This is a genomic window from Prosthecomicrobium pneumaticum (assembly GCF_014199915.1).
In the GTDB taxonomy this organism is placed as follows: domain Bacteria; phylum Pseudomonadota; class Alphaproteobacteria; order Rhizobiales; family Kaistiaceae; genus Prosthecomicrobium; species Prosthecomicrobium pneumaticum.
Genome location: NZ_JACHOO010000001.1, coordinates 176,085 through 200,536 on the forward strand (window position 1 = coordinate 176,085; position 24,452 = coordinate 200,536).

Genomic DNA, 24,452 nt, shown 5'->3' on the forward strand with positions numbered 1-24,452 from the left:
AGCCCGCGAGAGGCGCGAGACGCGCGGCCCGGCTCCGAGGGGGGCACCGATTTATGACGGGCATCCGCCGGCGCGGCCACATGAGGACGAAGGCAAGGGACCGACACGTATGTCGCACCGTTTCACTGGTTTCGTGACGCGCCTGGCGCTGGCGGCGACGCTGTTCGCTCCCGCCGCCGCGATGGCGCAGGACGCCAAGCCCGCGGCTCCCGCGGCGGCGCCCCAGAGCGCCTGGATCAAGGAGTGCGGCGAAGACCCGCAGACGAAGAAGCGCATCTGCATCGTCGTGCAGGAACTGCGCGCCGAGACCGGCCAGTTCATCGCCTCCGTGCAGATCCGCACGGTGCAGGACGACCCGAAGATCTCGCTCATCGCGATGGTGCCTGTCGGCATGCTGATCCAGCCGGGCGTGCGCGTGCAGGTCGACCAGAACCAGCAGCAGGAAGTCAAATACGGCATCTGCTTCCCGAACGCCTGCTTCGGCCAGGCGCAGATCGATGCCAATTTCGTCGGCTCGATGAAGAAGGGCAACCAGCTCATCGTCACGACGCTGAACCAGCAGGGCAAGGCGATCACCTTCCCGATGACGCTCGCCGGCTTCACCAAGGTCTATGACGGCGAGGGCATGGACGCCGCCGCCGCCAAGGCGCAGCGCGAGTCGCTCAACAAGGCCCTGCAGCAGCGCGCCGAAGAGAACCGCCAGCGCCTGATCGAGCAGCAGAACAAGGAAGCCGGGCAGTAATCGCCCGGTCCGCCCGCGCCCGGCGCGTCGGGGCGGAGACCACATCCGAGCGAGGGGCCGGGCGAGACGCGCCGGCCCTTCGTCATTGCAGGACGGCGGTCAGTTCAGCGGCCGGTTCCGCTGCACATAATGGTCGCCCTCGCGGCGGCCGAACAGCTCGGCGATCTGCGGATGGCGCAGCGGCTCGCCGGTGTCGTCCGGCAGAAGGTTCTGCTCCGAGACATAGGCGACATATTCGCTCTCGGCGTTCTCGGCGAGCAGGTGATAGAAGGGCTGATCCTTGGTCGGCCGAATCTCGTCCGGGATCGACAGCCACCATTCCTCGGTGTTGGCGAACACCGGATCGATGTCGAACACCACGCCGCGGAACGGAAACAGCCGGTGGCGAACCACCTGTCCGATACCGAATTTCGCTTGGCGCATCTTGCTCATAGCAGTCTTTCCTCGCAGGGCGATTCATCAGCCACGCCCGGGCGCGGCTGTCAACGGGCGGCGCGCGCGATGATCCGCTGCCCCGCGATCCGCCGCGGCGCGGCCCGCCCTCCGGGAACTTGCAAGGACCGGGCCGCCTTGCGTTGCGCCGGAGCGCGGAGGCGTGTCGCATGAACGACATCCTGACCATGGTCCTGCCCTTCTTCGGGCTGATCGGGCTCGGCTGGATCGCCGGCCGGCTGGTCAAGCTGCCGATCGAGGGGCTCGCCTGGCTCAACATCTTCGTCGTCTATCTGGCTTTGCCGGCGCTGTTCTTCCAGCTCGTCGCCAAGACGCCCGTCGACCAGCTCGCCGGCGGCGCTTTCGTCGCGTCGACGACGCTGTCGACGCTCGCCGCCTTCGCGATCGCCTTCTCCGTCGGCGCGTTGCTGAATGGCGGGCGGGTGCGCGAGGCGACGATCCAGGGTGTCGGCGGCGCCTATGCCAATATCGGCTATATGGGACCGGGCCTGACGCTCGCCGCGCTCGGGCCGGCGGCGACGGTGCCGACGGCACTGATCTTCTGCTTCGACAACGCGCTCCTCTTCACCCTCGTGCCGCTCCTGATGGCGCTGGGCGGCACGCGAGAGACGCATCCCGCCGCGCTCGCCCTGACGGTCGTGAAGCGGATTCTCCTTCATCCCTTCATCATCGCGACGCTCGCCGGCATCCTCGCCGCGGTCGCCGGCTTCCATCCGCCGCAGGCGATCGACCGCACGCTCGTCTTCCTGTCGGGCGCCGCCGCACCCTGCGCGCTGTTCGCGATGGGCGTGACGATGGCGCTGCGGCCGGTCGGCCGCTTCCCCGCCGAACTGCCGCTGATCGTCGCGATCAAGCTCCTCGTCCACCCGACGCTCGTCTATCTGCTGCTCGGCTGGGTCGGCGATTTCGACCGTGTCTGGGTGTTCACCGCCGTGCTGATGGCGGCCCTGCCGCCGGCGACCAATGTCTTCGTCCTCGCCCAGCAATATGGCGTCTATGTCCAGCGCGCCTCGGCGACCATCCTCGTCGGCACGCTCGTCTCGGTCTTCACCGTGACGGCGCTCCTCTATGCGATCACCAACGGCCTGCTGCCGGCCGATCTCTTCCCCTGAGGCGAACTCACGCGGCCGACAGGCCGCTCCGCATCACCGCGCGCCGCAGCGGCGCGATGCGGTCGAGCAGGAAGAGGCCGGCGCCCCGCAGCACCTGCACCGGCAGGAGGCCGGAGAGCAGCGTCCGGTCGAGCGCGTCGACCGCGAGCGTGCGTCCAAGCACGTCGGCGCGCCGCGCCCGGTCGTATTCCGCGGTCGCCGCCGCGCTGCCGGGATCCTCGCCGAAGCGGGCGAGCAGCCGGCCGACCGCTTCCGCGTCGCGCAGGCCGAGATTGAGCCCCTGCGCGCCGATCGGCGGGAAGACATGCGCCGCTTCGCCGACGAGCACCACGCGCCGTGCGCCGAAGCGCCGTGCCGTCAGCCCGGAGAGGGGGAAGGTCTGGCGCGGCCCGTCGACCGTGATCGCGCCGAGGATCGAATGGCTCTGAGCCTCGATCTCCGCAGCGAGCGCGGCATCGGAAAGGCGCTTGCGCCGCTCGCTCTCCGCCGGGCGGTCGACCCAGACGAGGCTCGAGCGCAGGCCCGGCAGCGGCACGAGGGTGAAGGGCCCGTGCTCGGTGTGGAACTCGGTCGACACCTCGTCGTGCGGTCGGGTGTGCGAGAGATTGAGCACCAGCGCGGCCTGCGGATAGGACCAGCCGATCGTGCCGATGCCGGCCGCCTCGCGCGCCGGCGAGCGGCGGCCGTCGGCGGCGGCGACGAGCCGCGCCGTGAGCGTCGTGCCGCCCTCGGCGGACACCGCGACATGGCCGGGCTCGATCGCGATCGAGCGCGCGAGCGCCGGAACGCGCGTCACCGGCGCGGCGGCGAGCCGGGCCTCGAGCGCACCGAGCAGCGCCGCGTTCGGCACGTTCCAGCCGAAGGCGGGCTGTTCGATCTCCGCGGCATGGAATTCGACCGGCGGCGCACGGAAGAGCCGCCGCGTCGCGTCGACGATGCGCATGGTGCGCAAGGGCGCCGCGTCGCCCGCCACCTTCGGCCAGACGCCGAGTCGGTCGAGCAGCGCGACCGATCCGCCGAGCAGCGCCGTCGTGCGCTGGTCGCGCGGCGCTGTGGCGGGGGCGACGAGCGCGACGCGCGCGCCGGCTTCCGCGGCGACGAGGGCGGCCGACAGGCCGGCGAGGCCGCCGCCGATCACGGCGACGTCGAATTGGGGCGAAGGCGTCATTCGGCCGGCTCCTGACAGGGAATGCGCGAGCCGCGCGCGGCCCGCACCAGCAGATGGCCCGCCGCCATCGCCGCGATGAAGAGCAGGGCCTTCGGCAAGGCATAGGCGAGGGCGGCGATCGCCGGACCGGGGCAGAGGCCGACGAGCCCCCAGCCGACGCCGAAGATCGCGGCACCGACGATCAGCTCCGAATTGATCTCGGACCGCTGCGGCAGCGAATAGGACGGCGCGAGCACCGGCGCGCGCCGGAGATGACCATAGCGCACCGCCGCCATGGCGACGATCACCGCCGCGGCGATGACGAAGAAGAGGCTCGGATCCCAGCCGCCCCGGCCGATCGCGCCGATGTCGAGAAAGGCGAGCACCTTCTGCGGATCGGTCACGCCCGAGACGCCGAGCCCGAGGCCGAACAGTACGCCGCAGCCGAGCGCGGCGGCATGGAAGGCGGCGGCGCGGGGGACGCTCACAGGACATGCCTTTCGATGAAGACCGTCAGCGCCGCGGTGGTCATGAATACGCCGACCGCGATGATCGATCTGCGCGACAGCCGCGCGAGGCCGCAGACGCCGTGGCCGGAGGTGCAGCCGCGGGCGAGCGCCGAGCCGATCCCGACGAGGAGGCCGGCGACCGCCACCGTTGCCTCGCTCGCGCGGATCGCGGGGAACTCGTCGGCCGCATCGAGGATCAGGCCGGAGCCGAGCAGGATGCCGGCGACCGCACCGACCGGCAGGCCGATCAGGAACAGTGCCCGCCAGGCCCAGTCCGGCCGGGCACGCGGCAGGACGCCGCCGAAGATCCCGGAAATCCCGGCGATCCGGCCGTTGACCACCCAGAGCAGGCCCGCCGCGAGACCGATCAGTCCGCCGCCGAGCGTCGCCGAAACGGGGGTAAAGCTTTCCATTCTGTGCCGTCGCCTTGTTCGCCCCTGATGGTGGGGAACGGACCTCACGCTAGCAAACGCAGCAATGTCGCACCGTGACGAGCGTCGCTGCGGCCGATCGACGCCCTATTGCCAGCGCCCTTCAATCCCCCTATCGACGAGGGATCGACGAGGCCGCAGGTCGCGCCCGATTCCCGAGCGGGGCGGTCTCGGCCGCGGGGATGCGAGAAACCGCCTTTCATGCCGAGCGCCAAGACCTGGTCGGTCCATCTCCTGACGGCGAGCGGCTCCGCCTTCGCCCTTCTCGCCGCGCTCGCCGTGATGCGGGGCGCCTGGGCCGAGACGTTCATCTGGCTCGGCGCCGCCCTGTTCGTCGACGGGATCGACGGCCCGCTCGCGCGGAGCTTCCGGGTCGGCGAGCGGATGCCCTGGTTCGACGGCGCCATCCTCGATCTCGTCATCGACTATGCGACCTATGTCTTCATCCCGGCGCTGATCGTCGCGCGCTCCGGCCTGATGCCGCCGATTCTCGCCGTGCCCTGCGCCATTCTCGTCGCGGTGATCGGCGCGCTCTATTTCGCCGATACGCGGATGAAGACGCGGGAGAACGGCTTCCGCGGCTTCCCGGCGGTCTGGAACATGGTGGTGTTCCTCCTGATGGCCTTCTGGCCGCCGGCGATCGTCTCGGCCGCGACGATCGTCGTGTTCGCCGCGCTCACCTTCGCGCCGATCGAGTTCATCCATCCGGTTCGCGTGCGGCGGCTGCGCCACGTCACGCTCGCGGTCACCGCGCTGTGGGCGGTGTTCTCCATCTGGACTGTGGTGGAGGAACTTCGCCCGGCCTGGCCGGTTCTCCTCGGCCTCGGCGCGTCGACCGCCTATCTGACCGTGGTCGGTGCGGTGCTGCAGGCCGCCCGTCGTCCCTGGATCGCCAAGCGCGCGAACCGAGCCGTCCGAGGATCCCGATGAGCTCCCTCGACCTTCTCCTGATGCCCGAGGCCTGGGCGAGCCTCCTGACGCTGACCGTCATGGAGATCGTGCTCGGCATCGACAACATCGTCTTCATCTCGGTGCTGACGAGCCGGCTGCCGGCGGACGAGGCCCGGCACGCGCGTCAGGTCGGTCTCGCGCTCGCGCTCGTCTTCCGCATCGCGCTTCTGCTCGTGCTGTCCTGGATCATCGGCCTCACCGCACCGCTGTTCGAGGTGTTCGGCCATCCGGTCTCCTGGCGCGACGTCATCCTCCTCGCGGGTGGTCTCTTCCTCATCTACAAGGCGACGCACGAGATCCATAAGGGCGTCGAGGGCGACGACCATGCCGAGACGGGGCCGGTCCGCGCCGGCTTCGCCGCGATCATCGCGCAGATCGTCGTCATCGACATGGTGTTCTCGGTCGATTCGATCATCACGGCGATCGGCATGGCCGAGCATGTCGAGGTGATGATCATCGCCGTCGTCATCGCGATCGGCGTGATGTATGCGGCCTCGGGCACCATCGCACGCTTCATCGAGCGGCATCCGACGACCAAGATGCTGGCGCTCGCCTTCCTCCTGATGATCGGCATCGCGCTCGTCGCCGACGGCATCGGCTTCCACATCCCGCGCGGCTACATCTACACCGCGATGGCGTTCTCCGCGCTCGTCGAACTCCTCAATGTGGCGGCGCAGGGCCGCCGCAAGAAGGCGCAGGCGCAGAAGGGCGCCACCACGACGGGTCCCTACTGACGCGGTCCTGCCGGCCGCGCGGGAAGCGCGGCAGCGGGGGAGGGCGGCCCGTTTTCGGGTGGTGCGGGATCGTTGAACCGATTTAATTCGGATTGAAGCCCTTCCGGCGAGCCGATAGAAGGAAAGAAAGCCGGATCACCCCCCAAGCGACGAACGGGACGCGGCCTCGGCCCGCCCGCAACCGTCCCCGCGTCCGAACGGAAACGCCATGCCCGTCACCTTCGCCGCCGCCCGATTGATCATGGCGTCGTTCTTCGTCTATTCCGGCTCGACGGCGAACTGGATGATCCGCATTCCGGACATTCAGACGAAGCTCGGCCTCGATCCCGCGACGCTCGCCCTTTGCCTCCTCGGCATGCCGGTCGGCCTCGTCACCTCGATGCTGTTCTCGGGCGCGCTGGTCGACTGGCTCGGCGCGCGCCGCGCCATCCAGGTCGGCTTCGTCGCGATGATGGTGCCGCTCGCCCTGCCGGCCTTCGCGCCCAATGCGCCGCTGCTCTTCGTCGCGCTGGTCATCGTCGGGCTCGGCATGGGGCCGCTCGAGGTCGGGCTGAACGTGATGGCGGACCGGATCGGCGGCGCGCTCGGCCGAACCGTCATGTCGCGCTGCCACGGCTTCTGGAGCCTCGGCGTGATGGCCGGCGGCGCGACCGGCTCGGCCGCCGCGACCTTCGGCATCGGCCCGGAGCCGCACATGCTGGTCGTCGTCGCGGCCGTCATCGTGCTCGGCGAACTCTTCGCCATCATGCTGCCCGACATGCGCGATCCGCCGCGCGCGGGGCCGAAGGAGAAGACGCCGGTCTTCGTGCTGCCGAGCCGCTCGCTCGTCGCCCTCTGCTTCTTCGCCTTCGGCATGCTCGTCGTCGAGGGCGCCATCATCGACTGGAGCGCCATCTATCTGCGCGACGATTTCGGCGCCGTGCCGCCGGTCACCGGCTATGCCCTCACCGCCTTCGCCGCCGTCATGGCGGCAGGCCGGCTCGGCGGCGACTGGATGTCGACCCGCTTCGGCCCGGTGGCGACGGCGCGGCTCTGCTCGGCGGTGGCCGTCGCGGGCGTCGCGGCGATGGTCGCCTCGCCCTATGTCTGGCTCGTCGTGGCGGGCGCCGCGGCGACCGGCTTCGGCGTCTCGGTCGCCTTTCCGCTCGCCGTCAGTTCCGCCGCCTCGCGCGAGGGGCGGCCCGGCGTCAACGTCGCGGCGCTGTCGATCCTCTCCTTCTCGGGCTTCCTGATCGGCCCGCCGGTGATCGGCTTCGTCGCCCATTTCTCGGGCTTCCGATTCGGCCTCGCGACGCTCCTCATCCCGGCGGTGGCGAGCCTCCTGCTCGCTGGCGAAGTACGTGTCCGCCGCGCCGCGCGCACCGGCACGCTCGCCGGGGGAGCGGCCGCACCGGCTCGCTGAGGCGAGGGCGCGGCAACAAGGAAAAGCCCCTCTCCCGGCCAAAGGAGAGGGGCTGCCCAGGCGCCGCATCGAAGTCGGGGTGGTGCCTAATCCTGAACGATGATGGTCGTCGCCTCGCGGCCGATCTCCTTGACGGCCGCGAAGAAGAGTTTTGCGTTCGCCGTGTCGAGCCGGACGCAGCCATGCGAGGCGGGGCTGCCGAGCCGGCGGACGTGCTCCGTGCCGTGCACGGCGATGCCGCCGTTGAAGAAGACGGCATAGGGCATCGGCGCGTTGTCGTATTTCTTCGAGTAGTGCATCCGGTTCAGCCAGGTCGGCTGGAAGGTGCCGGGCGGCGTCGCATAGCCCGTGCGGCCGGTCGAGACGGGGAAGCGATAGAGCTCCGTCGTGTCGGCGCGGGCGATGGTGAGTTCCATCTTCTGGTCGGAGAGATCGATCACCGCGGTGATCGTCGGGCGCGGCGCCGGCGCGGCGGCGACCGTCTCCGGCGGCACGAAGAGCGCGGCGAGCTCGATCGGCCGTTCGGCGGCGAGGGCGGGATGAGCGAGGGCGGCGAGCGCCGCGGCGGAGGCGAGGAGGCGGGCGAGACGGGTCATCGGACGGTGTGCCGGGTTCGGGGAGGGGCCGTTCGTCGGCCCCGCTGTCCCCTCATCCCTAGACCAGCCGCCTCGCGGGATCAGTGATGCCCGTCACACGGTGTTCAGGGGCCGATGACGATCCGCGTCTGTCCGGCGCCCGATTCGGAGACGAGGTCGAAGAACAGCCGGGCGTTCTCCGGGGCGAGCCGCACGCAGCCATGCGAGGCCGGCGCGCCGAGCCGCTTGACGTAGTTCGTGCCGTGGATCGCATAGCCGCCGTGGAAGAACACGGAATAGGGCATCGGCGACATCTCGTATTTGCGCGAATACCACATCTTGTGCAGGCGGAGCGGCCGATAGATTCCGACCGGCGTCCGATAGCCCGGCCGCGCCGTGGAGACGGCCCAGTCGTGCCGTGGAATGCCGTCGACATAGACGATCATGCGCTGGTCCGAGATGTCGATCCGCGCCTCGATCGACCCCGCCGCCTTCGCCGGCGCCGCCGCCGCGGCGAGCCCGACCGCGACCGCGGCGAGCGCCAGGCCCCGCCGCAGATGACGAGAGAATGAGCCCATCGTGATTCGCCCCCCGATTGCGATCGGCCGAGCGTAGGGGAAGCGGTGCCGTAAAGGAAAGTGCGGTTTCCCGCGGAGCGGCCGCGCTTTTCCGGCCGGATACGGCGCCTCGGTCGAACCCGGCGCCGAGCCGTGCTAGAGGAGGGCCGGCACGCCGTCCGTCCCCATCGTCCCGCGTGCCCGGAGAGGTTCCATGTCCGTCGCTCCAGACACCCGCCGGCTCACCGCGGTCGATATCGGCGGCCGCAAGAACGGCCCGCCGATCGTCGCGCTCACCTCCTATCACGCCCATACCGCGGCCATCATCGACCCGTTCGTCGATTTCATCCTCGTCGGCGACTCGCTCGGCATGGTGATGCACGGGCTCGAGACGACGATCCCCGTGACGCTCGACATGATGATCCTGCAGGGCCGCGCCGTGATGCGCGGCTCGAGGCGGGCGCTCGTCGTCGTCGACATGCCGTTCGGTTCCTATGAGGAGAGCCCGGCGGCGGCCTTCCGCTCGGCGGCGCGGATCATGAAGGAGACCGGCTGCGGCGCCGTGAAGCTCGAGGGCGGGGTGCGGATGGCCGAGACGGTCCGCTTCCTCGCCGAGCGCGGCATTCCGGTGATGGGCCATGTCGGGCTGACCCCGCAGTCCATCAACACGATGGGCGGCTTCCGCGTGCAGGGGAAGAGCCAGGAAAGCGCGGCACAGGTGATCGCCGATGCGCAGGCGATCGCAGCGGCCGGCGCCTTCTCGATGGTGGTCGAGGGCGTGATCGAGCCGGTCGCCCGCCAGCTGACCGCGAGCGTCGACGTGCCGACGATCGGCATCGGCGCCTCGGCGGATTGCGACGGCCAGATCCTCGTCCTCGAGGACATGCTCGGCCTGTCGCCCAAGGTGCCGAAATTCGTCAAGAAGTACGGCAGCCTCGGCGGCATGATCGAGGAGGCGGTCTCGGCCTATGCCGAAGAGGTCCGCGCCCGCACCTTCCCCGCCGCCGAGAACGTCTACCAGATGCCGGCGAAGAAGGCGGGGTAGGGAAGGGCGAGCCCCTCACCCCGACCCTCTCCCGCAAGCGGGAGAGGGGGCGCGGCCCTCTCGCTGCGGCGGTCATCTGATCTGTCGGTCGGGAATCCCCTCTCCCGCCTGCGGGAGAGGGCAGGGTGAGGGTTCTCCTCGCGCCGGGGCATTCCGAGCGATGGTTGGGATCCCTCTCCCGCTTGCGGGAGAGGGTAGGGTGAGGACCCTTCCTCTCGTCGCTACCGGACCGCCCGCTTGCCGCTCGCCGCGACGATCACGGCGATGATGATCAGCCCGGTCGCCATGTAGCGCAGGCCCGCGCCGGCGCCGTAGGTGTTGAGCATCGTCACGACGAGGAAGAGGAACAGCGCGGCGCCCCACAGGCCCGGCACGTTCGAGAAGCCGCCCGCCACAGACGAGCCGCCGATGACGACGAGGGCGATCGAGGTGAGGAGATATTCCTCGCCCATCGACAGCGAGGCGCCGCCCGAGAAGCCCGACAGGAGATAGCCGCAGAGGCCGGCGAATGCGGCGCACATCACATAGGTGGCGAAGCGGATGCCGCCGACCGGCACGCCGGCGAGGCGCGCGGCGCGCAGGTTCTGGCCGATCGCCGTGACGAAACGGCCATAGACGGTGCGATTGAGCACCACCGCCATCAGCGCCGAGAGGACGATGATCGAGACCGCCAGCACCGGTACGCCGTGGATCTGCGCCGTCGTGAAATCGGCGAGCAGCGACGGCGGCTTGATGCGGATGCCGCGGCCATAGGCGATCGCCGTCGACTGGACGAGGAAGCTCGACGACAGTGTGGCGATGATCGGCGGGATGCGGAGCAGGATGATCAGCGCATAGTTGAAGCAGCCGACCGCGACACCGCAGGCGATCGCGACGAGGAGTCCCGCGAGGATCATCGAATTCTGCGTGTCCATCACCTTGGTGGCGATCGCGCCGGCGAGCGTGATCGTGGCGGGGATGGAGAGATCGACATTGCCCGGGCCGAGCGTGACGACGAACATCTGGCCGAGGCCGACGATCACGTAGAAGGTGGCGAAGGTGAAGGCCGCGGTCATCACCTCGGCGCCGCCGCGCCCGCCGGTGAAGGCGAGCGTCGCGCCCCAGACGGCGATCGCCGCGACATAGGCCCAGAGCCAGGGCCGGGAGAGCAGCCACCTCATGTCCGCTTCTCCAGCCGGTCGATGACGGCGCGCAGCGCCAGAACGATGATCAGGATCGCCCCTTGAGCGCCGATCTGCCAGTCGGGCGATATGCGCATGAAGGAGAGGAAGGAGCCGGCGAGCGTCAGCGTCATCGCGCCGATCACCGCGCCGACCGGCGAGATCCGGCCGCCGACGAACTCGCCGCCGCCCAGAATGACGCCGGCGATCGACAGCAGCGTGTAGCGGAGCGCGATATTGGCGTCGCCCGAAGTGGTGAGGCCGACGAGCGACAGGCCGGCGAGCGTGCCGAACAGGCCGGCGAGGGCGAACATCGCAATCTTCACCTTGAGGAGCGACCAGCCGGCGCGCTCGATCGCCTTCGGATTGCCGCCCGCGCCGCGCAGGATCGCGCCATAGGAGGTGCGCATCAGGAGGAGATGGGCGGCGAGCGCGATCAGCACCGCGGCGATGATCGGCAGCGGCACATAGGGCGGCTTCAGCGTCATCACGGTGCGGATCCAGTCCGGCGCCTTGCCGCCCGGGGTCGGCAGCACGAGCACCGAGAGGCCGAGCCAGACGAAGGACATGCCGAGCGTGACGACGATCGAGGGCAGATCGCGCGCGTGGATCAGGGCGCCGAGGAGGGCATAGACGCCGATGCCGAGCGCCAGCACCAGCCAGCCGACGAGGGGCGTGGTCAGCCAGAAGGGCAGCGTCGCGGGGTCGGCCTCGGGATAGAGCCCGGCGACGAGCGGCAGGGCGATCAGCCCGCCCTTCAGCATCGTCGCGGCGACGCAGGCGACGAAGCCGACGAAGGTGCCGATCGACAGGTCGAGATCGTTGACCGTGATGACGCACATCTGCGCCACCGTCGCGAAGGCGATCGGCACGGCGAGGCTCAGCATCAGATTGAGGCCGAGATAGCTCGCGGCGCGCGGCTGCAGCCAGAAGATCGCGCCGAGAATGATGGCGAGCGAGATCGCCGGCAGCAGGCTGCGGGCGAGGCGGGGCAGGGTGGCGGCGTTCATGATGCGTCCGCGAAGGAGGATTGCAGCACCTTCTCCTCGGTGAGCTCCGACCGGGCGAGATCCGCCACGATCCGCCCGTCGCGGAAGACATAGGTGTGGTCGCAGTGGCGCAGTTCGTCCATCTCGGTCGTGTACCAGAGGAAGGTCCGGCCCTTCTCCGCCTCGGCGCGGATCATGCCGTAGACTTCCTGCTTGGTGCCGATGTCGACGCCGCGCATCGGATCGTCCATCAGAACGACGCCGGCATCGGAGCCGAGCGCGCGGGCGAACAGCGCCTTCTGCTGGTTGCCGCCGGAGAGCGACAGGATCGGGTTGTTCACGTCCGGCGTGCGGATGCCGATCCGCTCCCGCCAGCCTTCGGCCATCGCCCTCGTTCCGGCCCGGTCGATCATCAGGCCGCGGCGCAGCCGCTTCAGCGAGGTGATGGTGATGTTGTCGGCGATCGACCAGAGCGGGAAGACGCCGTCCTGCTGCCGGTCGCCCGCCACGAACGCGCCGTTCTCGCCCTTTCCCGCGCCGCGCAGCCGGCCGTAGATCAGCACGAGCATGGCCGTCTGTCCCTGGCCGGCGAGACCGGCGAGGCCGATCACCTCGCCGCGATGCGCGACGAGTTCGCGGCCGTCCTCCTGGCGCGGCGGCCTCGCGCGGAGCCGCGGCGCCGCATCCGAGCGGGCGCGGGCGGGCTCGGCCGGGCCTTCCTTCTCCTCCGCCGCGACGCTGCCCATCGCCGCGACGAGGGTCGAGCGGGTGAATTCCGCTGCCGGCCGCTCGGCGACCACCTGGCCGTCCTTCATCACGACGACGCGGTCGGCGGCCGAGAGGATCTCGCCGAGCAGATGCGAGATCAGCACGACGCTGCCGCCGCCGGCGACGAAGCGGCGGACGAAAGCGAGCAATTGCTCGGCGACATGGGCGTCGAGGGAGGAGGTGGGCTCGTCGAGGATGACGAGCCGCACCGGCGCGCTCGTCACGGTGAAGGCGCGGGCGATCTCGACCATCTGCCGCCGCGCGATCGGCAGATCGCCGACGATGTCGGCGGCGGAGATGCCGTGGCCGGGGAAGATCTCGTCGAGCTTGTCGCGGATCAGCTTGCCCGCCCGCCGCCGCCAGCCGAAGCCGGAAAGCCCGGCGTGGAAGACGCGGGCGTTCTCGGCGACCGAGAGATTCGGGCAGATCGACAGTTCCTGGAAGACGCAGCGAATGCCGCGGGCCTGCGCCTCGGCGACGCCGTGCCGGCCGGACACGTCGACGCCGTCGATGGCGATGCGGCCCTCGGCGCCGAACACGCCGGCGAGCAGGTTCATCAGCGTCGACTTGCCGGCGCCGTTATGGCCGACGAGGCCGAGGCATTCGCCGGCGCGGCATTCGAGATCGACGCCGCGCAGCGCCCTGACGGCGCCGAAGCTCTTCTGGACGCCGTCCAGCCTGATGATGGGCGTATCCGCCATGCCGAGACCGGCCTCCCCACTTCGTTTCGCCCCGCCGGTGTCGCGGAGAAGACCCTCACCCCGACCCTCTCCCGCGACGCGGGAGAGGGGGAGGGAACCGTCGTCCTTTGCATCCCGGCTTCCTTCGTTCGCCAACAAGCGAAGCCCTCTCCCGCTTGCGGGAGAGGGGGAAGCGCCGATCTGTCGTCGCCATTCCCTCTCCCGCTCGCGGGAGAGGGTAGGGTGAGGGCTCCCGAGGGCCCTTCCGTCTTACTTCGCGGCGGCCTCGATCACCTTCTGGGCGTCTTCGAGCGTGTACTCGACATTCGCGACGCCGCCCTTTTCGGTCGTCTCGAGGTTCTTCTCGAGATTGTCCTGGTCGATGCGCAGGAACGGAACGACGAGGTCCTTCGGGACCTCCTTGCCGTCGAGGATCTGCTGCGCGACCCAGAAGGCGAGCGTCGAGACGCCCGGGGCGATCGAGACCGACATGGTCTCGTAGCCGTTCGCGTCCTTCTGCTCCTTCCACCAGGCGAGCTCGTCCTGGCGGTTGCCCATGATGATGGTCGGGGTCTTGCGGCCGGCCGCGGCGAAGGCCTGCGCCGCGCCATAGCCGTCGCCGCCCTGCGTCACGACGCCGACGATGTCGTCCGGCAGCGAGGGCAGGATGCCGGCGACGGCGGCCTGCGCCTTCGCCTGATCCCAATCGCCGTGCACCGAGCCGACGATCTTGAACTTCGCGTTCTCCGCGACGCCCTCATGGATGCCCTTCGAGATCTCGTCGTCGACGAACACGCCGGCGAGGCCGCGGATCTCGAGCAGGTTGCCGCCCTCCGGCAGCTTGCCGGCGAGGTAGGTCACCTCGTCCTTGCCCATCTGCTTGAAGTCGACGGCGATGCGCCAGGCGCAGGGCTCGGTGACGATGCCGTCGAAGGAGACGACGATGACGCCGGCATCGCAGGCTTCCTTGACCGCGCCGTTGAGGGCGTCGGGCGAGGCCGCATTGAGGACGATGGCGTTATAGCCCTGCAGAACGAGATTCTGGATCTGCGCGGCCTGTTCGGTCACCTGGTTTTCGGCGGTGGTGAACGGGTCGGCGGCGGCCACGATGCCGGCCTCGACCGCGGGCTTCGTCACCTTGTCCCAGCTGCGCAGCATCGCCTGGCGCCAGGAATTGCCGGCATAGTTGTTCGACAGCGCGATGCGCTTGTCCGCAGTCTCGGCGGCGGCCGGCAGCGCGCAGAGCGCGGCGGCGACGGCGAGCAACGAAACGGCTCCCGTGAAGCGGGTCATGATCGTCCCTCCCAGACTCCGTCTTGACCCGGCGGCGCCTCCCGCGGCCGGGCGCGAAGTCGGCCGAAAGTCGGGGAAGCGGGCCGACCTTGTCAAGCATCATACGACGAATGGATCGCGGGCTTCGTGCCGTGGCATGGACCCGCACGCCCACTGCGTTGATGAGCCGGCATCCTCGCCGTGTTAAGGAGCGACAACAGGCGGTCCGGCCCCGGTTCGGGCCGCCGCGTCGTGTCAGGGAGGGGCCGTTTGGCAAGGACGATCAGCGCCGCGTCGCCGGAAGGGGGCGCGCCGCAGGCTTCCTACATACTCTATACCTATAATCAGGCCGCCTTCGTCGAGGAGGCGGTGCGCTCCGCGCTCGGCCAGCGCGACTGCCGGCTCGACATCCTGATCTCCGACGACGCTTCCACCGACGACACCTATTCCCGGATCGAGGCGGCGGCTCGCGGCTATCGCGGTCCGCACCGGCTGCGCGTGCGCCGCACACCGCACAATCTCGGCATGGACCATTTCCCGAGCCTCGTGCGCCTCGCCGTCTGCGATATCATCATCCACGCCCATGGCGACGACGTCGCGCGGCCACACCGGGCACGCCGTATCCTCGACGTCTTCGGCGCGACCGGCGCCTCCGTCGTCTCCTCGAACGCCGTCAACGTGGACGAGGCCGGTGCGCCGGTCGGTCGGGTCGCCGAGGGCACCGCCGACCGCACGTTTTCGCCCGACGATCTGATCGTCGAGCCCTGGCGGCCCGGCATGACGGGGGCGTTGATGGCCTTTCGCCGCTCCGTCTATGAGGCCTTTCCCTTTCTCGACCCGGCCTATCTCGCGCTCGGCCACGACCATCTGGTCCCCTGGCGCGGCGCTCTGCTCGGCGGCTACGTCTTCATCGGCGAGCCGCTGCTCGAGCGACGCGAGCACGCCGGCCAGTGGCACCGGCGCATGACCGACGCGGCCGACGAACTCGGGCGGCGGGAGATCGCGCGGGCACTCCATCTCGCCGTCACCCGCGCCCGCCGACGCGATCTCGATGCGCTGATCGCCGCGCGCCCGGCGGCCGAGCGCGCAGCTCTGCTCGCGCTCCGCGGGCGGCTGGAGGCGCGGACGGCGGCGATGACGGAGGAGTGGCTCGATCTGCGCGAAGGGCTGATCCGCGACGGCCTTCGCCCGGCCTGGGATGCGAGCCGTGCGATGCCTCCGGTCATCCGCCGGGCGCGCCGCAGCAGCCGCAAACTCGCCGGTCTGCTGCGCCGGCTCCGCGCCCGTCTCGGCGGCCGCGCATGACGGGCCTCGATCTGCGCGCCGCGCGCGAGCTTGCCGGCCCGCCTCCGCTCCCCTTCGACCACCCCGATTATGCCGCGGCGCTCACCTATCTCGGCACACCGGTGATCGCCGCCGGACGGCCTGTCGTGCTGCGGCCGATCCCCGGCACCGATGCGGTCGACGCCTTCGGGCCGTTCCCCTATCTGACGCCGCCCGACGATCCGCAAGCCTTCCGCCGCGATCTCACGGCGCTCGGTGCGGTGAGCTGGACGGCGGTGCTTCGCCCCGGCACGGAGGCTGCAGCCTCCGCCGCCTTCGATCCCCTGCCTCTCAAGGCCCATTTCGCTCATCGGCGGGGCGGCGCGGCGCTCGTCCATTCGGTGCGCACGGCCCGCCACATCCGCCGTGGCCGCGCCCGCTGGGCCATCGCGATCGAGCCGCTCGCGCCTTGCGTCGACGCGGCCGACGCGCTCCATGCCGCGTTGGAGGCGCGGGCGCCGCTGTCGCGCGTCGCCCGGGTCGACCGGCAGCATTTCGCCGCGCTGGCGACGCTGCCCGGCGTCGCCTGCGTCACCGCGCGGTGCGACGGCGCGGTCGGTGCCTTTCTCGCTTTCGCCGAGGCGGGCGAGGAGATTCATTTCCACCTCACCGCGGCGAACGATACGGCGCTCTCGGGCGACGCCATGTATGCGCTGTTCGACTTCATGATCGCGCGGTTCGGGGCGAGCCATGACCTCCATCTCGGTGGCACCCCGGCCGGCGCGAACGGGGCGGGCGTCGGCCGCTTCAAGGCGCGGTTCGCCAACGCGTCGACGCCGGTGCTGCTCGCCCGGATGGTGCTCGATCCGGCGGGCTATGACGGGCTCGTCGCCCGCTGCGGCGGGCATTCCTGGTTCCCGTCCTATCGCGATCCGCGCGACGAGCACGGCGCCGCCGCCGGTTGAGCGGGAATCGGCGGCCGCGGGCCGATTGCGCGCACTGTGGCGCTTCGTTATGGTGCCGGCCGGCCGAAACCGGGCCGAACACGAGCGACGCGCGGGCTGCGCGCGCCAAACCGACGAGCCACGATGTCCGATATCTTCCGTGAGGTCGAAGACGATCTCCGCCGCGAACAGCTGAAGAGTCTGTGGAACCGGATCGGTCCGTTCGTGCTCGTCGCCGCCGTGTTGATCGTCGTCGGAACCGGCGGCTGGCGCGCCTGGGAGTGGTACAGCCTCAAGCAGGCGCAGGCCGAGGGTGACCGGTTCGTCGCCGCGCTGCAGCTCGCCGAAGGGGGCAAGACCGACGAGGCGATCACGGCGCTCCAGGCGGTCGCCGCGGACGGCAAGGGCGGCTACCCGGTGCTCGCCCGCTTCCGCATCGCTTCGGAACACGCCGCCGCCGGCAAGACCGAGGATGCGGTCGCCGCCTTCGACGCGATCGCCGCTTCGGGCGAGACCCCGGCGGTGATCCAGCCGCTCGCGCGCCTGCGCGCCGCGCTGCTGCTCGTCGATTCGATCGATCTCGCCGCCATGAAGGCGCGGATCGAGCCGCTCGCCGCGACCGGTGCCCCCTGGCGCCACAGCGCGCGCGAGATTCTCGGCCTTTCGGCCTGGCGGGCCGGCGACTATGCGGCGGCGCGCGGCTATTTCGACGAGATCGCGCAGGATCCCGAGGCGCCGCAGATGATGCGCCAGCGGGTGGCGCTGATGCAGGAACTGATCCGCGCCAAGATCGGCGAAGCGCCGGCTCCCGCCGCGAGCTGAACCGGCCACGAGGCCGGCCCGAGGTTTTTCGAATGTCGTTCAAAGCCGCGATCGTCGGCCGCCCCAATGTCGGTAAGTCGACGCTCTTCAACCGCCTGGTCGGTTCGAAGATCGCGCTGGTCGACGACACGCCGGGCGTGACGCGCGACCGCCGGCCCGGCGAAGCCCGGATCGGCGATCTCCATTTCACCATCATCGATACGGCGGGCCTCGAGGAGGCCGATGCGGCGACGCTCGAAGGCCGGATGCGCGCCCAGACCGAAGCGGCGATCGCCGAGGCCGACGTCTCGCTCTTCATGATCGACGCGCGGGCCGGCGTCACGCCCGCCGACGAGCATTTCGCGGAACTCTTGCGCCGCACCGGCAAGCCGGTGGTGCTGATCGCCAACAAGGCGGAGGGCAAGGCCGGCGAGGCCGGTGTGCTCGAATCCTATGGCCTCGGCCTCGGCGAGCCGGTCGCGCTCTCGGCCGAGCACGGCGAGGGCATGGCCGATCTCTTCGCCGCGCTGCTCCCCTTCGAGCGGACCGAGCCGGAGGACGAGGAGGCCGACGACACGGTCGCCGAGACCGACGTGCCGGTCGGCGAGGAGGACGAGGGCGCGCCGGTCGACCTCACGCGCCCGCTGAAGGTCGCGGTGGTCGGCCGCCCGAACGCCGGCAAGTCGACCCTCATCAACACCATGCTCGGCGAGGACCGGCTGCTGACCGGCCCGGAGGCCGGCATCACGCGCGATTCGATCGCCGTCGAATGGGAATGGCGGGGCCGGCCGATCCGCCTCTTCGACACCGCGGGCATGCGCAAGAAGGCGCGCGTCGAGACGAAGCTCGAGCGGCTGTCGGTCGGCGATGCGCTGCGCGCCATCCGCTTCGCCGAAGTTGTGGTGCTCACCTTCGACGCCACCATCCCCTTCGAGAAGCAGGACCTGCAGCTCGCCGATCTCGTCGTGCGCGAGGGTCGCGCGCTCGTCATCGCCCTCAACAAATGGGACCTGATCGAGGACCGCCAGAAGGCGATGGCGGAGATGCGCGAGAAGGCCGAGCGCCTGCTGCCGCAGGCCCGCGGCGTGTCGCTGGTGCCGATCTCCGGGCTCACCGGCTCGGGCATCGACAAGCTGATGCAGGCGGTCGCCAAGACCTACGAGACCTGGAACCGCCGGGTGTCGACCGCCGCGCTCAACCGGTGGCTCGCGAGCGTGCTCGAATATCATCCGCCGCCCGCGGTCTCCGGCCGCCGGGTCAAGCTGCGCTACATGACGCAGGCGAAGAGCCGCCCGCCGACCTTCGTCGCCTTCTGCTCGCGGCCGGAGGCTCTGCCGGAGGCCTATACGCGCTATCTCGTCAACGGGCTGCGCGACACGTTCGGCCTCGAGGCGGTGCCGATCCGGCTCATGCTGCGCAAGGGCGACAACCCCTTCGAGGGGCGCGCGTCCAAACGCTGAGCGGCCCGCGCGGTCAGGCGCGGCGGCGCCGGCCTTCCGCAGCGCTCGGATCGTCGAGCGCATAGCCGCTGCCGCGCACGGTGCGCACGGGATCGCGGCTGCGGCCGCGGGCGAGCGCCTTGCGCAGGCGGCCGATATGGACGTCGACCGTACGTTCGTCGATCTCCGCCTCCCGACCCCAGATCCGGGCGCGGATCTCCTCACGCGAAAACACCCGGCCCGGCGCCTCGAGGAACATCTTGAGCAACCGGAACTCGGTCGGTCCCAGATGCACGGCGCGCCCGCCGCGGCTCACCCGCAGCGCATCCGGATCGAGCACGATGTCGCCGAAGGCGAGCGGCGCGGTGGCCGACGCGCCGCGCAGCAGTGTACGGATGCGGGCGAGCAGTTCGGGGAAACCGACCGGCTTTTCGAGCGTGGCGTCGACCCCGCCGCGGGCGAGCGGCGGCGGACCGGGACGCGGCTCGGCGAGCAGGAGAACCGGTGGCCGCGGCACGCCGGCCGACATCAGCGCAGGGTCCGCCGGCAGGTCGTCGAGAAGCACGAGATCCGGCCTCCGCCCGTCCTCGAGCGCCGCACGAAACCCGTCACGGCCGCAGGTCGCCACTTCATAGCCGGTCGCCTCGAGCGTGTAGCGCAGGAGGAGGCCGACCTGCGCGTCGTCTTCGACGATCAGGATTCTCGGCATGAGGTCGCCTTCCGCCGCACGGCCGCGGACCCGCCGCGTTCAGGGGACCTCGACCGCCCGAGGCCGGTCGAGCGCGGGGAAGATGCCCGAGACGCGGAAGACGATCGCCTCGGCGATATTGGTGGCGTGGTCGCCGATGCGCTCGAGATTCTTCGCGCAGGACAGCAGGTGCACCATCGCCTCCGGCTCGGCGCCCGGCTGCCTGGCGGCCGCCATCAGAGCACGGAACGCCTCGGTGTAGGCCCGGTCGGTCGCGTCGTCATTGCTGCGCACGCCTTCCGCGGCGATCGGGTCGTTGCGCCGGTAGGCGTCGATCGCTGTGGCGAGTGCGGCCGTCGCGCGCTCCGCCAGCCGGGCGAGACCCTGCTGCGACGCGGGGTCGGCCGCCGGAGCGGGAAGCGCGATCGCGTGCCGCGCGATGCCCTTGCCGAGATCGCCGATCCGCTCGAGATCGATGGCGATCCGGTAGGCGGTGAAAATCTCCCGCAGGTCCACGGCGACCGGCTGGCGGCGCACCGTGACGGCGATCGCTTCCTCGTCGACGGCGAGCGCGAGCGCATCGATCTTCGCGTCCGCCGCGACGACGGCCTCCGCCGCCGCCCTGTCGCCGCTCGACAGCGCGGCGAGCGCCTCTGCGAGCGCCTGTTCGACGAGGCGGCCCATCTCGACGACCGTCGCCCGCATGATGTCCAGCTCGGCGTCGAACGCCGTGACGGTGTGTTCGCGCATCGCGCCTCCGATCAGCCGAACCGGCCGGTGATGTATTCCTCGGTCCGCTTCTGCCGCGGTGAGGTGAAGATCGTCTGCGTGTCGTCGTATTCGACGAGCTCGCCGAGATACATGAAGGCGGTGCGCGAGGAGATGCGGGCCGCCTGCTGCATGTTGTGGGTGACGATCGCGATCGTGTAGTCGGCGCGCAACTCGTCGATCAGCTCCTCGATCTTCGCCGTCGAGATCGGATCGAGCGCGGAGGCCGGCTCGTCGAGCAGAATGACCTTGGGTCGGACGGCGACGGTGCGGGCAATGCAGAGCCGCTGCTGCTGGCCGCCGGAAAGGCCGAGGCCGCTCTGGCCGAGCTTGTCCTTCACTTCCTCCCACAGCGCGGCGCGCCGCAGCGCCTCCTCGACCCGATCGTCGAGCGCCGAGCGGGACAGCTTCTCGTAGAGCCGGATGCCGAAGGCGATGTTCTCGTAGATCGACATCGGATAGGGCGTCGGCTTCTGGAACACCATGCCGATCGTCGCCCGCAGGAGATTGAGATCCTGGCTGCGGTCGAGGATGTTGCGGCCGTCGAGCAGAACCTCGCCCTCTGCGCGCTGCTTGGGGTAGAGTTCGTAGATGCGGTTGAAGACGCGCAAGAGCGTGGACTTGCCGCAGCCCGACGGCCCGATGAAGGCCGTCACACTCTTCTCCGGCAGGCTGAGCGAGATGTTCTTCAGCGCCTTCTGCTGGCCGTAGAAGAAGGAGAGGTCGCGCACCACGATCTTCGCCGGCGCATCCCTCGTCGCGGCCGCCGCCATGGCGAGGCTCATGTCCTGTTTCATCGTCCCTCTCTCCGTCCGCCGAGCGTGCGCGCGAGGATGCTGAGCGTCAGCACCGCGACCGTGATGATGAGCGCGCCGGTCCAGGCGAGCGCCTGCCAGTCCTCGTAGGGGCTGAGCGCGAACTGGAAGATCGTCACCGGCAGGCTCGCCATCGGCGCGTTGAGATCGGTGCTCCAGAACTGGTTGCTGAGCGCGGTGAAGAGGAGCGGCGCGGTCTCGCCCGAGACCCGCGCGACGGCGAGCAGCACGCCGGTGATCATGCCGGCCCGGGCCGCGCGGTAGGCGACCGAGCGGATGACGATCCAGCGCGGCGCGCCGATCGCCGTGCCCGCCTCGCGCAGCGCATTGGGCACGAGGAGCAGCATGTCCTCGGTGGTGCGCAGCACGACGGGGATGACGATGACGGCAAGGGCGACGGCCCCCGCGATCGCCGAGAAGTGCCCCATCCGGCGGACGAGCAGCTCGTAGACGAACAGGCCGACGATGATCGAGGGTGCCGAGAGCAGGATATCGTTGATGAAGCGCACGACCTGGGTGAGCCGGGCATGGCGGCCATATTCCGCCATGTAGGTGGCGGCGAGCACGCCGATCGGCGTTCCGACGACGACCGCAATGCCCGTCATCAGGAGGCTGCCGAGGATGGCGTTGAGGAGGCCGCCCGCCTCGCCCGGCGGCGGCGTCATCTGCGTGAACACCGCGACCGACAGGCCGGAGAAGCCCTCATAGAGGAGCGCTCCGAGGATCAGCAGCAGCCAGCCGAGGCCGATTGCGGCCGAGACAACGCAGAGCGTCATCATGACGAGGTTGCGAAGGCGTCGCGTGGCATAGGCCATGGGTTCAGCCTCCGGCTCGGCGCTCGAGGCGCAGCAGCATGGAGCGGGCCGCCGCGAGCACGATGAAGGTGATGACGAAGAGGACGAGACCGAGCGCGATCAGCGACGAGGTGTAGACGTCGCCCACCGCCTCGGTGAACTCGTTGGCGATGGTCGCGGAGATCGTCGTGCCCGGCGCGAAGAGCGAGGGCGCGATGCGGTGGGCGTTGCCGATCACGAAGGTGACCGCCATCGTCTCGCCGAGCGCCCGGCCGAGGCCGAGCATCACGCCGCCGACGACGCCGACCCGCGTATAGGGCAGCACCACCTTGGAGATCACCTCCCAGGTCGTGCAGCCGATGCCGAAAGCGGATTCCTTCAGCATGGCCGGCACGGTCTCGAACACGTCGCGGGTGATCGAGGCGATGAAGGGCAGCACCATGATCGCGAGGATCAGCGCCGCGGTCAGCATGCCGATGCCGTAGGGCGGTCCGGCGAAGAGCTGGCCCAATCCCGGGATGCCCTTGGTCGCGGCGATGATCGCCGGCTGGATATGGCGCTGCAGGAAAGGCGCGAAGACGAAGAGACCCCAGATGCCGTAGATGATGCTCGGTATGCCGGCGAGCAGTTCGACCGCGATGCCGATCGGCCGGCGGAGTGGCCGCGGGCAGAGTTCGGTGAGGAAGATCGCGATGCCGATGCCGAGCGGAACGGCGATCACCATGGCGATCGCCGCGGTCACGAGCGTGCCGTAGATCGGCGCCAGCGCGCCGAATTTTTCGGTCACCGGGTTCCACGTTTCGGTGGCGAGGAAGCCGAGGCCGAAGGTCGACAGCGCCTGCCAGGAGCCCTCGACGAGCGAGACGACGACGCCGCCGAGGATGACGAGGACGAGGAGCGCTGCGGCGCGGGTGAGGCCGCGGAAGAGGCCGTCGGCGAGCGCGAACCGCCGCACGGCGGCCGATCGGGCGGCCTCGTCGGGACGGGCCATGGCGAGCGACATGCGGAGCGTCCTGCGCATCGAAGGGGGAGGGGAAGGGGCGGCGGGCGCCCCTTCGTTCGTGCGTCCGGTGGCGCGGCGGCCGTCCGGCCCCCGCCTCCGATCCGTCACTTCGCGGCGAGGACGGGCTTGCCGTCGGCGCCGAGGACGTTCTTCGCCCAGCTCGCCTCGATCAGGGTGACGAGGTCGTCCGGCAGGGGGACGTAGGCGAGGTCGGTCGCCATGGCGTCGCCGTTCTTGTAGGCCCAGTCGAAGAACTTCAGCGCCTCGCCGGTCGCCGCCGCATCGTCGGGCTTCTTGTAGACGAGGATGAAGGTCGCGCCGGCGATCGGCCAGGACTTGGCGCCCGGCTCGTTGGTGAGGATCACGTAGAAGTCCTCGGCCTTCGTCCAGTCGACACCGCCGGCGGCGGCCTGGAACGCCTCGGCGGTCGGCTCGACCGCCTCGCCTTCGGCGTTGACCAGCTTGATGAAGGTCAGCTTGTTCTGCTTGGCATAGGCATATTCGACATAGCCGATCGAGCCGGCGGTCTGCGCGACATTCGCGGCGACGCCCTCATTGCCCTTGGCGCCGATGCCGGTCGGCCATTCGAGCGAGGTGTTGGTGCCGACCTTCGCCTTCCAGTCCGGGCTCACCTGGGCGAGATAGTTCGAATAGATGAAGGTCGTGCCCGAGCCGTCCGAACGGTGGACGACCGCGATCGCGTCGGAGGGCAGCTTCACGTCCGGATTGAGCGCCTTGATCGCGGCGTCGTCCCAGCTGGTGATCTCGCCGAGGAAGATCTTGGCGAGCGTCGGCCCGTCGAGCGTGATCTGACCCGGCGCGATGCCTTCGAGATTGACGACCGGCACGACGCCGCCCATCACGGTCGGGAACTGCGTCAGCCCGGCTTCCTTCAACTCTTCGGGCTTCAGCGGCATGTCGGACGCGCCGAAGGTGACGGTCTTCGCCTTGATCTGCTTGATGCCGCCGCCCGAACCGATCGACTGGTAGTTCAGGCCGTTGCCGGTCTCTTTCTTGTAGGCATCGGCCCATTTCGCATAGATCGGGTAGGGGAAGGTGGCGCCGGCGCCGGAAATGTCGGCGGCATGGGCGACCGAGCCCGCCGAAAGGGCGAGCGCGCCCGCGAGTGCGGCCATCAGGCCGCCCCTGTTGAAGAAGCTCATCTCTGCCTCGCTGCTGTCTGTTGCTGCTCGGTTCGACCGCTGGTGCGCACCGTCGGCAGGTCCGACAGGGCCGGTCTAGGAGCGCCGCGTGACAGTTGGATTGCGAAGACATGACAGAGACGTGACGGTGGTCGGAAACGACGGAAAGCCGCCAAGATTTGCCGTGTGGGAATTCGCCGCACGGAATTCTTCAATTTGTCGGGAATAAGAAGAGGGTCAGCGCGGTAAAGCGCGCGACTTCGCCGAT

Annotated in this window: 26 protein-coding genes; 10 read left to right on the plus strand and 16 right to left on the minus strand. The window is 69.9% G+C overall.

Annotated features, from left to right (window positions below; genetic code table 11):
* Positions 1-109 precede the first annotated feature (109 nt).
* Positions 110-742 (plus strand): invasion associated locus B family protein, encoded by a 633-nt coding sequence (locus GGQ63_RS00830; RefSeq protein WP_183851702.1) that lies wholly within the window; start codon positions 110-112, stop codon positions 740-742.
* A 99-nt stretch (positions 743-841) separates the two neighbouring features.
* On the opposite strand, the gene hspQ is transcribed toward GGQ63_RS00830, so the two are convergent.
* Complete coding sequence (gene hspQ, locus GGQ63_RS00835; protein ID WP_183851703.1) at positions 842-1,174, minus strand: heat shock protein HspQ; 333 nt, start codon at positions 1,172-1,174, stop codon at positions 842-844.
* 170 nt (positions 1,175-1,344) lie between these two features.
* On the opposite strand from hspQ, the gene GGQ63_RS00840 reads away from it, so the two are divergent.
* The gene (locus GGQ63_RS00840; protein WP_183851704.1) at positions 1,345-2,307 is read left to right on the plus strand and encodes an AEC family transporter; all 963 of its coding nucleotides are present in this window, start codon (positions 1,345-1,347) and stop codon (positions 2,305-2,307) included.
* A gap of 7 nt (positions 2,308-2,314) precedes the next feature.
* Here GGQ63_RS00840 and GGQ63_RS00845 read toward each other — a convergent pair whose 3' ends face one another.
* Genes GGQ63_RS00845 through GGQ63_RS00855 form a run of 3 tightly spaced genes read right to left on the minus strand, consistent with a single transcriptional unit; the run spans position 2,315 to position 4,376 of the window.
* Positions 2,315-3,475, minus strand: a complete 1,161-nt coding sequence (locus tag GGQ63_RS00845) for a UbiH/UbiF family hydroxylase (RefSeq protein WP_183851705.1) — start codon at positions 3,473-3,475, stop codon at positions 2,315-2,317.
* Complete coding sequence (locus tag GGQ63_RS00850; RefSeq protein ID WP_183851706.1) at positions 3,472-3,942, minus strand: DUF6691 family protein; 471 nt, start codon at positions 3,940-3,942, stop codon at positions 3,472-3,474. Before GGQ63_RS00850 ends, GGQ63_RS00845 begins: the two co-directional genes overlap by 4 nt.
* Positions 3,939-4,376 carry a YeeE/YedE family protein gene (locus tag GGQ63_RS00855; RefSeq protein ID WP_183851707.1) on the minus strand — a complete coding sequence of 146 codons (438 nt, stop codon included), beginning with the start codon at positions 4,374-4,376 and terminating at the stop codon, positions 3,939-3,941. Before GGQ63_RS00855 ends, GGQ63_RS00850 begins: the two co-directional genes overlap by 4 nt.
* 219 nt (positions 4,377-4,595) lie before the next feature.
* Here GGQ63_RS00855 and GGQ63_RS00860 point away from each other — a divergent pair, with 219 nt between their 5' ends.
* The 3 genes from GGQ63_RS00860 (at position 4,596) to GGQ63_RS00870 (ending at position 7,481) form a co-directional block, all read left to right on the plus strand.
* Positions 4,596-5,324: a CDP-alcohol phosphatidyltransferase family protein gene (locus tag GGQ63_RS00860; protein ID WP_183851708.1), complete on the plus strand. Its 729-nt coding sequence runs from the start codon at positions 4,596-4,598 to the stop codon at positions 5,322-5,324.
* Complete coding sequence (locus tag GGQ63_RS00865) at positions 5,321-6,079, plus strand: TerC family protein (protein WP_183851709.1); 759 nt, start codon at positions 5,321-5,323, stop codon at positions 6,077-6,079. Before GGQ63_RS00860 ends, GGQ63_RS00865 begins: the two co-directional genes overlap by 4 nt.
* Before the next feature lie 208 nt (positions 6,080-6,287).
* Entirely contained in the window at positions 6,288-7,481 is a 1,194-nt protein-coding gene (locus tag GGQ63_RS00870) for an MFS transporter (RefSeq protein WP_183851710.1), read from the plus strand.
* Positions 7,482-7,567: 86 nt separating this feature from the next.
* Here the strand turns inward: GGQ63_RS00870 and GGQ63_RS00875 are convergent, their stop codons facing one another.
* Both GGQ63_RS00875 and GGQ63_RS00880 read right to left on the minus strand, forming a co-directional pair.
* A complete protein-coding gene (locus tag GGQ63_RS00875) occupies positions 7,568-8,077 on the minus strand; it encodes a L,D-transpeptidase (protein ID WP_183851711.1) in 510 nt (169 codons plus the stop codon).
* Positions 8,078-8,181: 104 nt separating this feature from the next.
* Positions 8,182-8,634, minus strand: a complete 453-nt coding sequence (locus tag GGQ63_RS00880; protein WP_183851712.1) for a L,D-transpeptidase — start codon at positions 8,632-8,634, stop codon at positions 8,182-8,184.
* 193 nt (positions 8,635-8,827) lie between these two features.
* Between GGQ63_RS00880 and panB the strand changes: the two genes are divergently transcribed.
* A complete protein-coding gene (gene panB, locus GGQ63_RS00885; protein ID WP_183851713.1) occupies positions 8,828-9,658 on the plus strand; it encodes a 3-methyl-2-oxobutanoate hydroxymethyltransferase in 831 nt (276 codons plus the stop codon).
* A gap of 221 nt (positions 9,659-9,879) precedes the next feature.
* On the opposite strand, the gene GGQ63_RS00890 is transcribed toward panB, so the two are convergent.
* The 4 genes from GGQ63_RS00890 to GGQ63_RS00905 form a co-directional block, all read right to left on the minus strand.
* Positions 9,880-10,818: an ABC transporter permease gene (locus GGQ63_RS00890; protein ID WP_183851714.1), complete on the minus strand. Its 939-nt coding sequence runs from the start codon at positions 10,816-10,818 to the stop codon at positions 9,880-9,882.
* On the minus strand, positions 10,815-11,828 hold the full coding sequence (locus GGQ63_RS00895) for an ABC transporter permease (protein WP_183851715.1): 1,014 nt from the start codon (positions 11,826-11,828) through the stop codon (positions 10,815-10,817). Before GGQ63_RS00895 ends, GGQ63_RS00890 begins: the two co-directional genes overlap by 4 nt.
* A complete protein-coding gene (locus GGQ63_RS00900; protein ID WP_183851716.1) occupies positions 11,825-13,276 on the minus strand; it encodes a sugar ABC transporter ATP-binding protein in 1,452 nt (483 codons plus the stop codon). Before GGQ63_RS00900 ends, GGQ63_RS00895 begins: the two co-directional genes overlap by 4 nt.
* A gap of 249 nt (positions 13,277-13,525) precedes the next feature.
* Positions 13,526-14,548 carry an ABC transporter substrate-binding protein gene (locus GGQ63_RS00905; RefSeq protein ID WP_183851717.1) on the minus strand — a complete coding sequence of 341 codons (1,023 nt, stop codon included), beginning with the start codon at positions 14,546-14,548 and terminating at the stop codon, positions 13,526-13,528.
* Between the two features lie 249 nt (positions 14,549-14,797).
* Here GGQ63_RS00905 and GGQ63_RS00910 point away from each other — a divergent pair, with 249 nt between their 5' ends.
* The 4 genes from GGQ63_RS00910 to der all read left to right on the plus strand — a co-directional run bounded on the left by GGQ63_RS00910 (position 14,798) and on the right by der (position 18,995).
* The gene (locus GGQ63_RS00910; protein ID WP_183851718.1) at positions 14,798-15,832 is read left to right on the plus strand and encodes a glycosyltransferase; all 1,035 of its coding nucleotides are present in this window, start codon (positions 14,798-14,800) and stop codon (positions 15,830-15,832) included.
* Positions 15,829-16,755 carry a hypothetical protein gene (locus GGQ63_RS00915; protein WP_183851719.1) on the plus strand — a complete coding sequence of 309 codons (927 nt, stop codon included), beginning with the start codon at positions 15,829-15,831 and terminating at the stop codon, positions 16,753-16,755. The genes GGQ63_RS00910 and GGQ63_RS00915 overlap by 4 nt, the downstream gene beginning before the upstream one ends.
* Before the next feature lie 123 nt (positions 16,756-16,878).
* A complete protein-coding gene (locus GGQ63_RS00920; protein ID WP_183851720.1) occupies positions 16,879-17,556 on the plus strand; it encodes a tetratricopeptide repeat protein in 678 nt (225 codons plus the stop codon).
* A gap of 32 nt (positions 17,557-17,588) precedes the next feature.
* Positions 17,589-18,995 carry a ribosome biogenesis GTPase Der gene (gene der / locus GGQ63_RS00925; RefSeq protein WP_183851721.1) on the plus strand — a complete coding sequence of 469 codons (1,407 nt, stop codon included), beginning with the start codon at positions 17,589-17,591 and terminating at the stop codon, positions 18,993-18,995.
* Between the two features lie 13 nt (positions 18,996-19,008).
* On the opposite strand, the gene GGQ63_RS00930 is transcribed toward der, so the two are convergent.
* From GGQ63_RS00930 to pstS, 6 genes are all read right to left on the minus strand, one after another.
* A complete protein-coding gene (locus GGQ63_RS00930; RefSeq protein WP_183851722.1) occupies positions 19,009-19,683 on the minus strand; it encodes a winged helix-turn-helix domain-containing protein in 675 nt (224 codons plus the stop codon).
* A 39-nt stretch (positions 19,684-19,722) separates the two neighbouring features.
* Entirely contained in the window at positions 19,723-20,412 is a 690-nt protein-coding gene (phoU, locus tag GGQ63_RS00935) for a phosphate signaling complex protein PhoU (protein ID WP_183851723.1), read from the minus strand.
* 11 nt (positions 20,413-20,423) lie between these two features.
* Positions 20,424-21,227, minus strand: a complete 804-nt coding sequence (gene pstB, locus GGQ63_RS00940) for a phosphate ABC transporter ATP-binding protein PstB (protein WP_183851724.1) — start codon at positions 21,225-21,227, stop codon at positions 20,424-20,426.
* A complete protein-coding gene (gene pstA / locus GGQ63_RS00945) occupies positions 21,224-22,060 on the minus strand; it encodes a phosphate ABC transporter permease PstA (protein WP_183851725.1) in 837 nt (278 codons plus the stop codon). Before pstA ends, pstB begins: the two co-directional genes overlap by 4 nt.
* Positions 22,061-22,064: 4 nt before the next feature.
* Positions 22,065-23,042: a phosphate ABC transporter permease subunit PstC gene (gene pstC / locus GGQ63_RS00950; RefSeq protein WP_183851726.1), complete on the minus strand. Its 978-nt coding sequence runs from the start codon at positions 23,040-23,042 to the stop codon at positions 22,065-22,067.
* Between the two features lie 104 nt (positions 23,043-23,146).
* Complete coding sequence (gene pstS, locus GGQ63_RS00955; protein WP_425502033.1) at positions 23,147-24,205, minus strand: phosphate ABC transporter substrate-binding protein PstS; 1,059 nt, start codon at positions 24,203-24,205, stop codon at positions 23,147-23,149.
* Between the last annotated feature and the right edge of the window lie 247 nt (positions 24,206-24,452).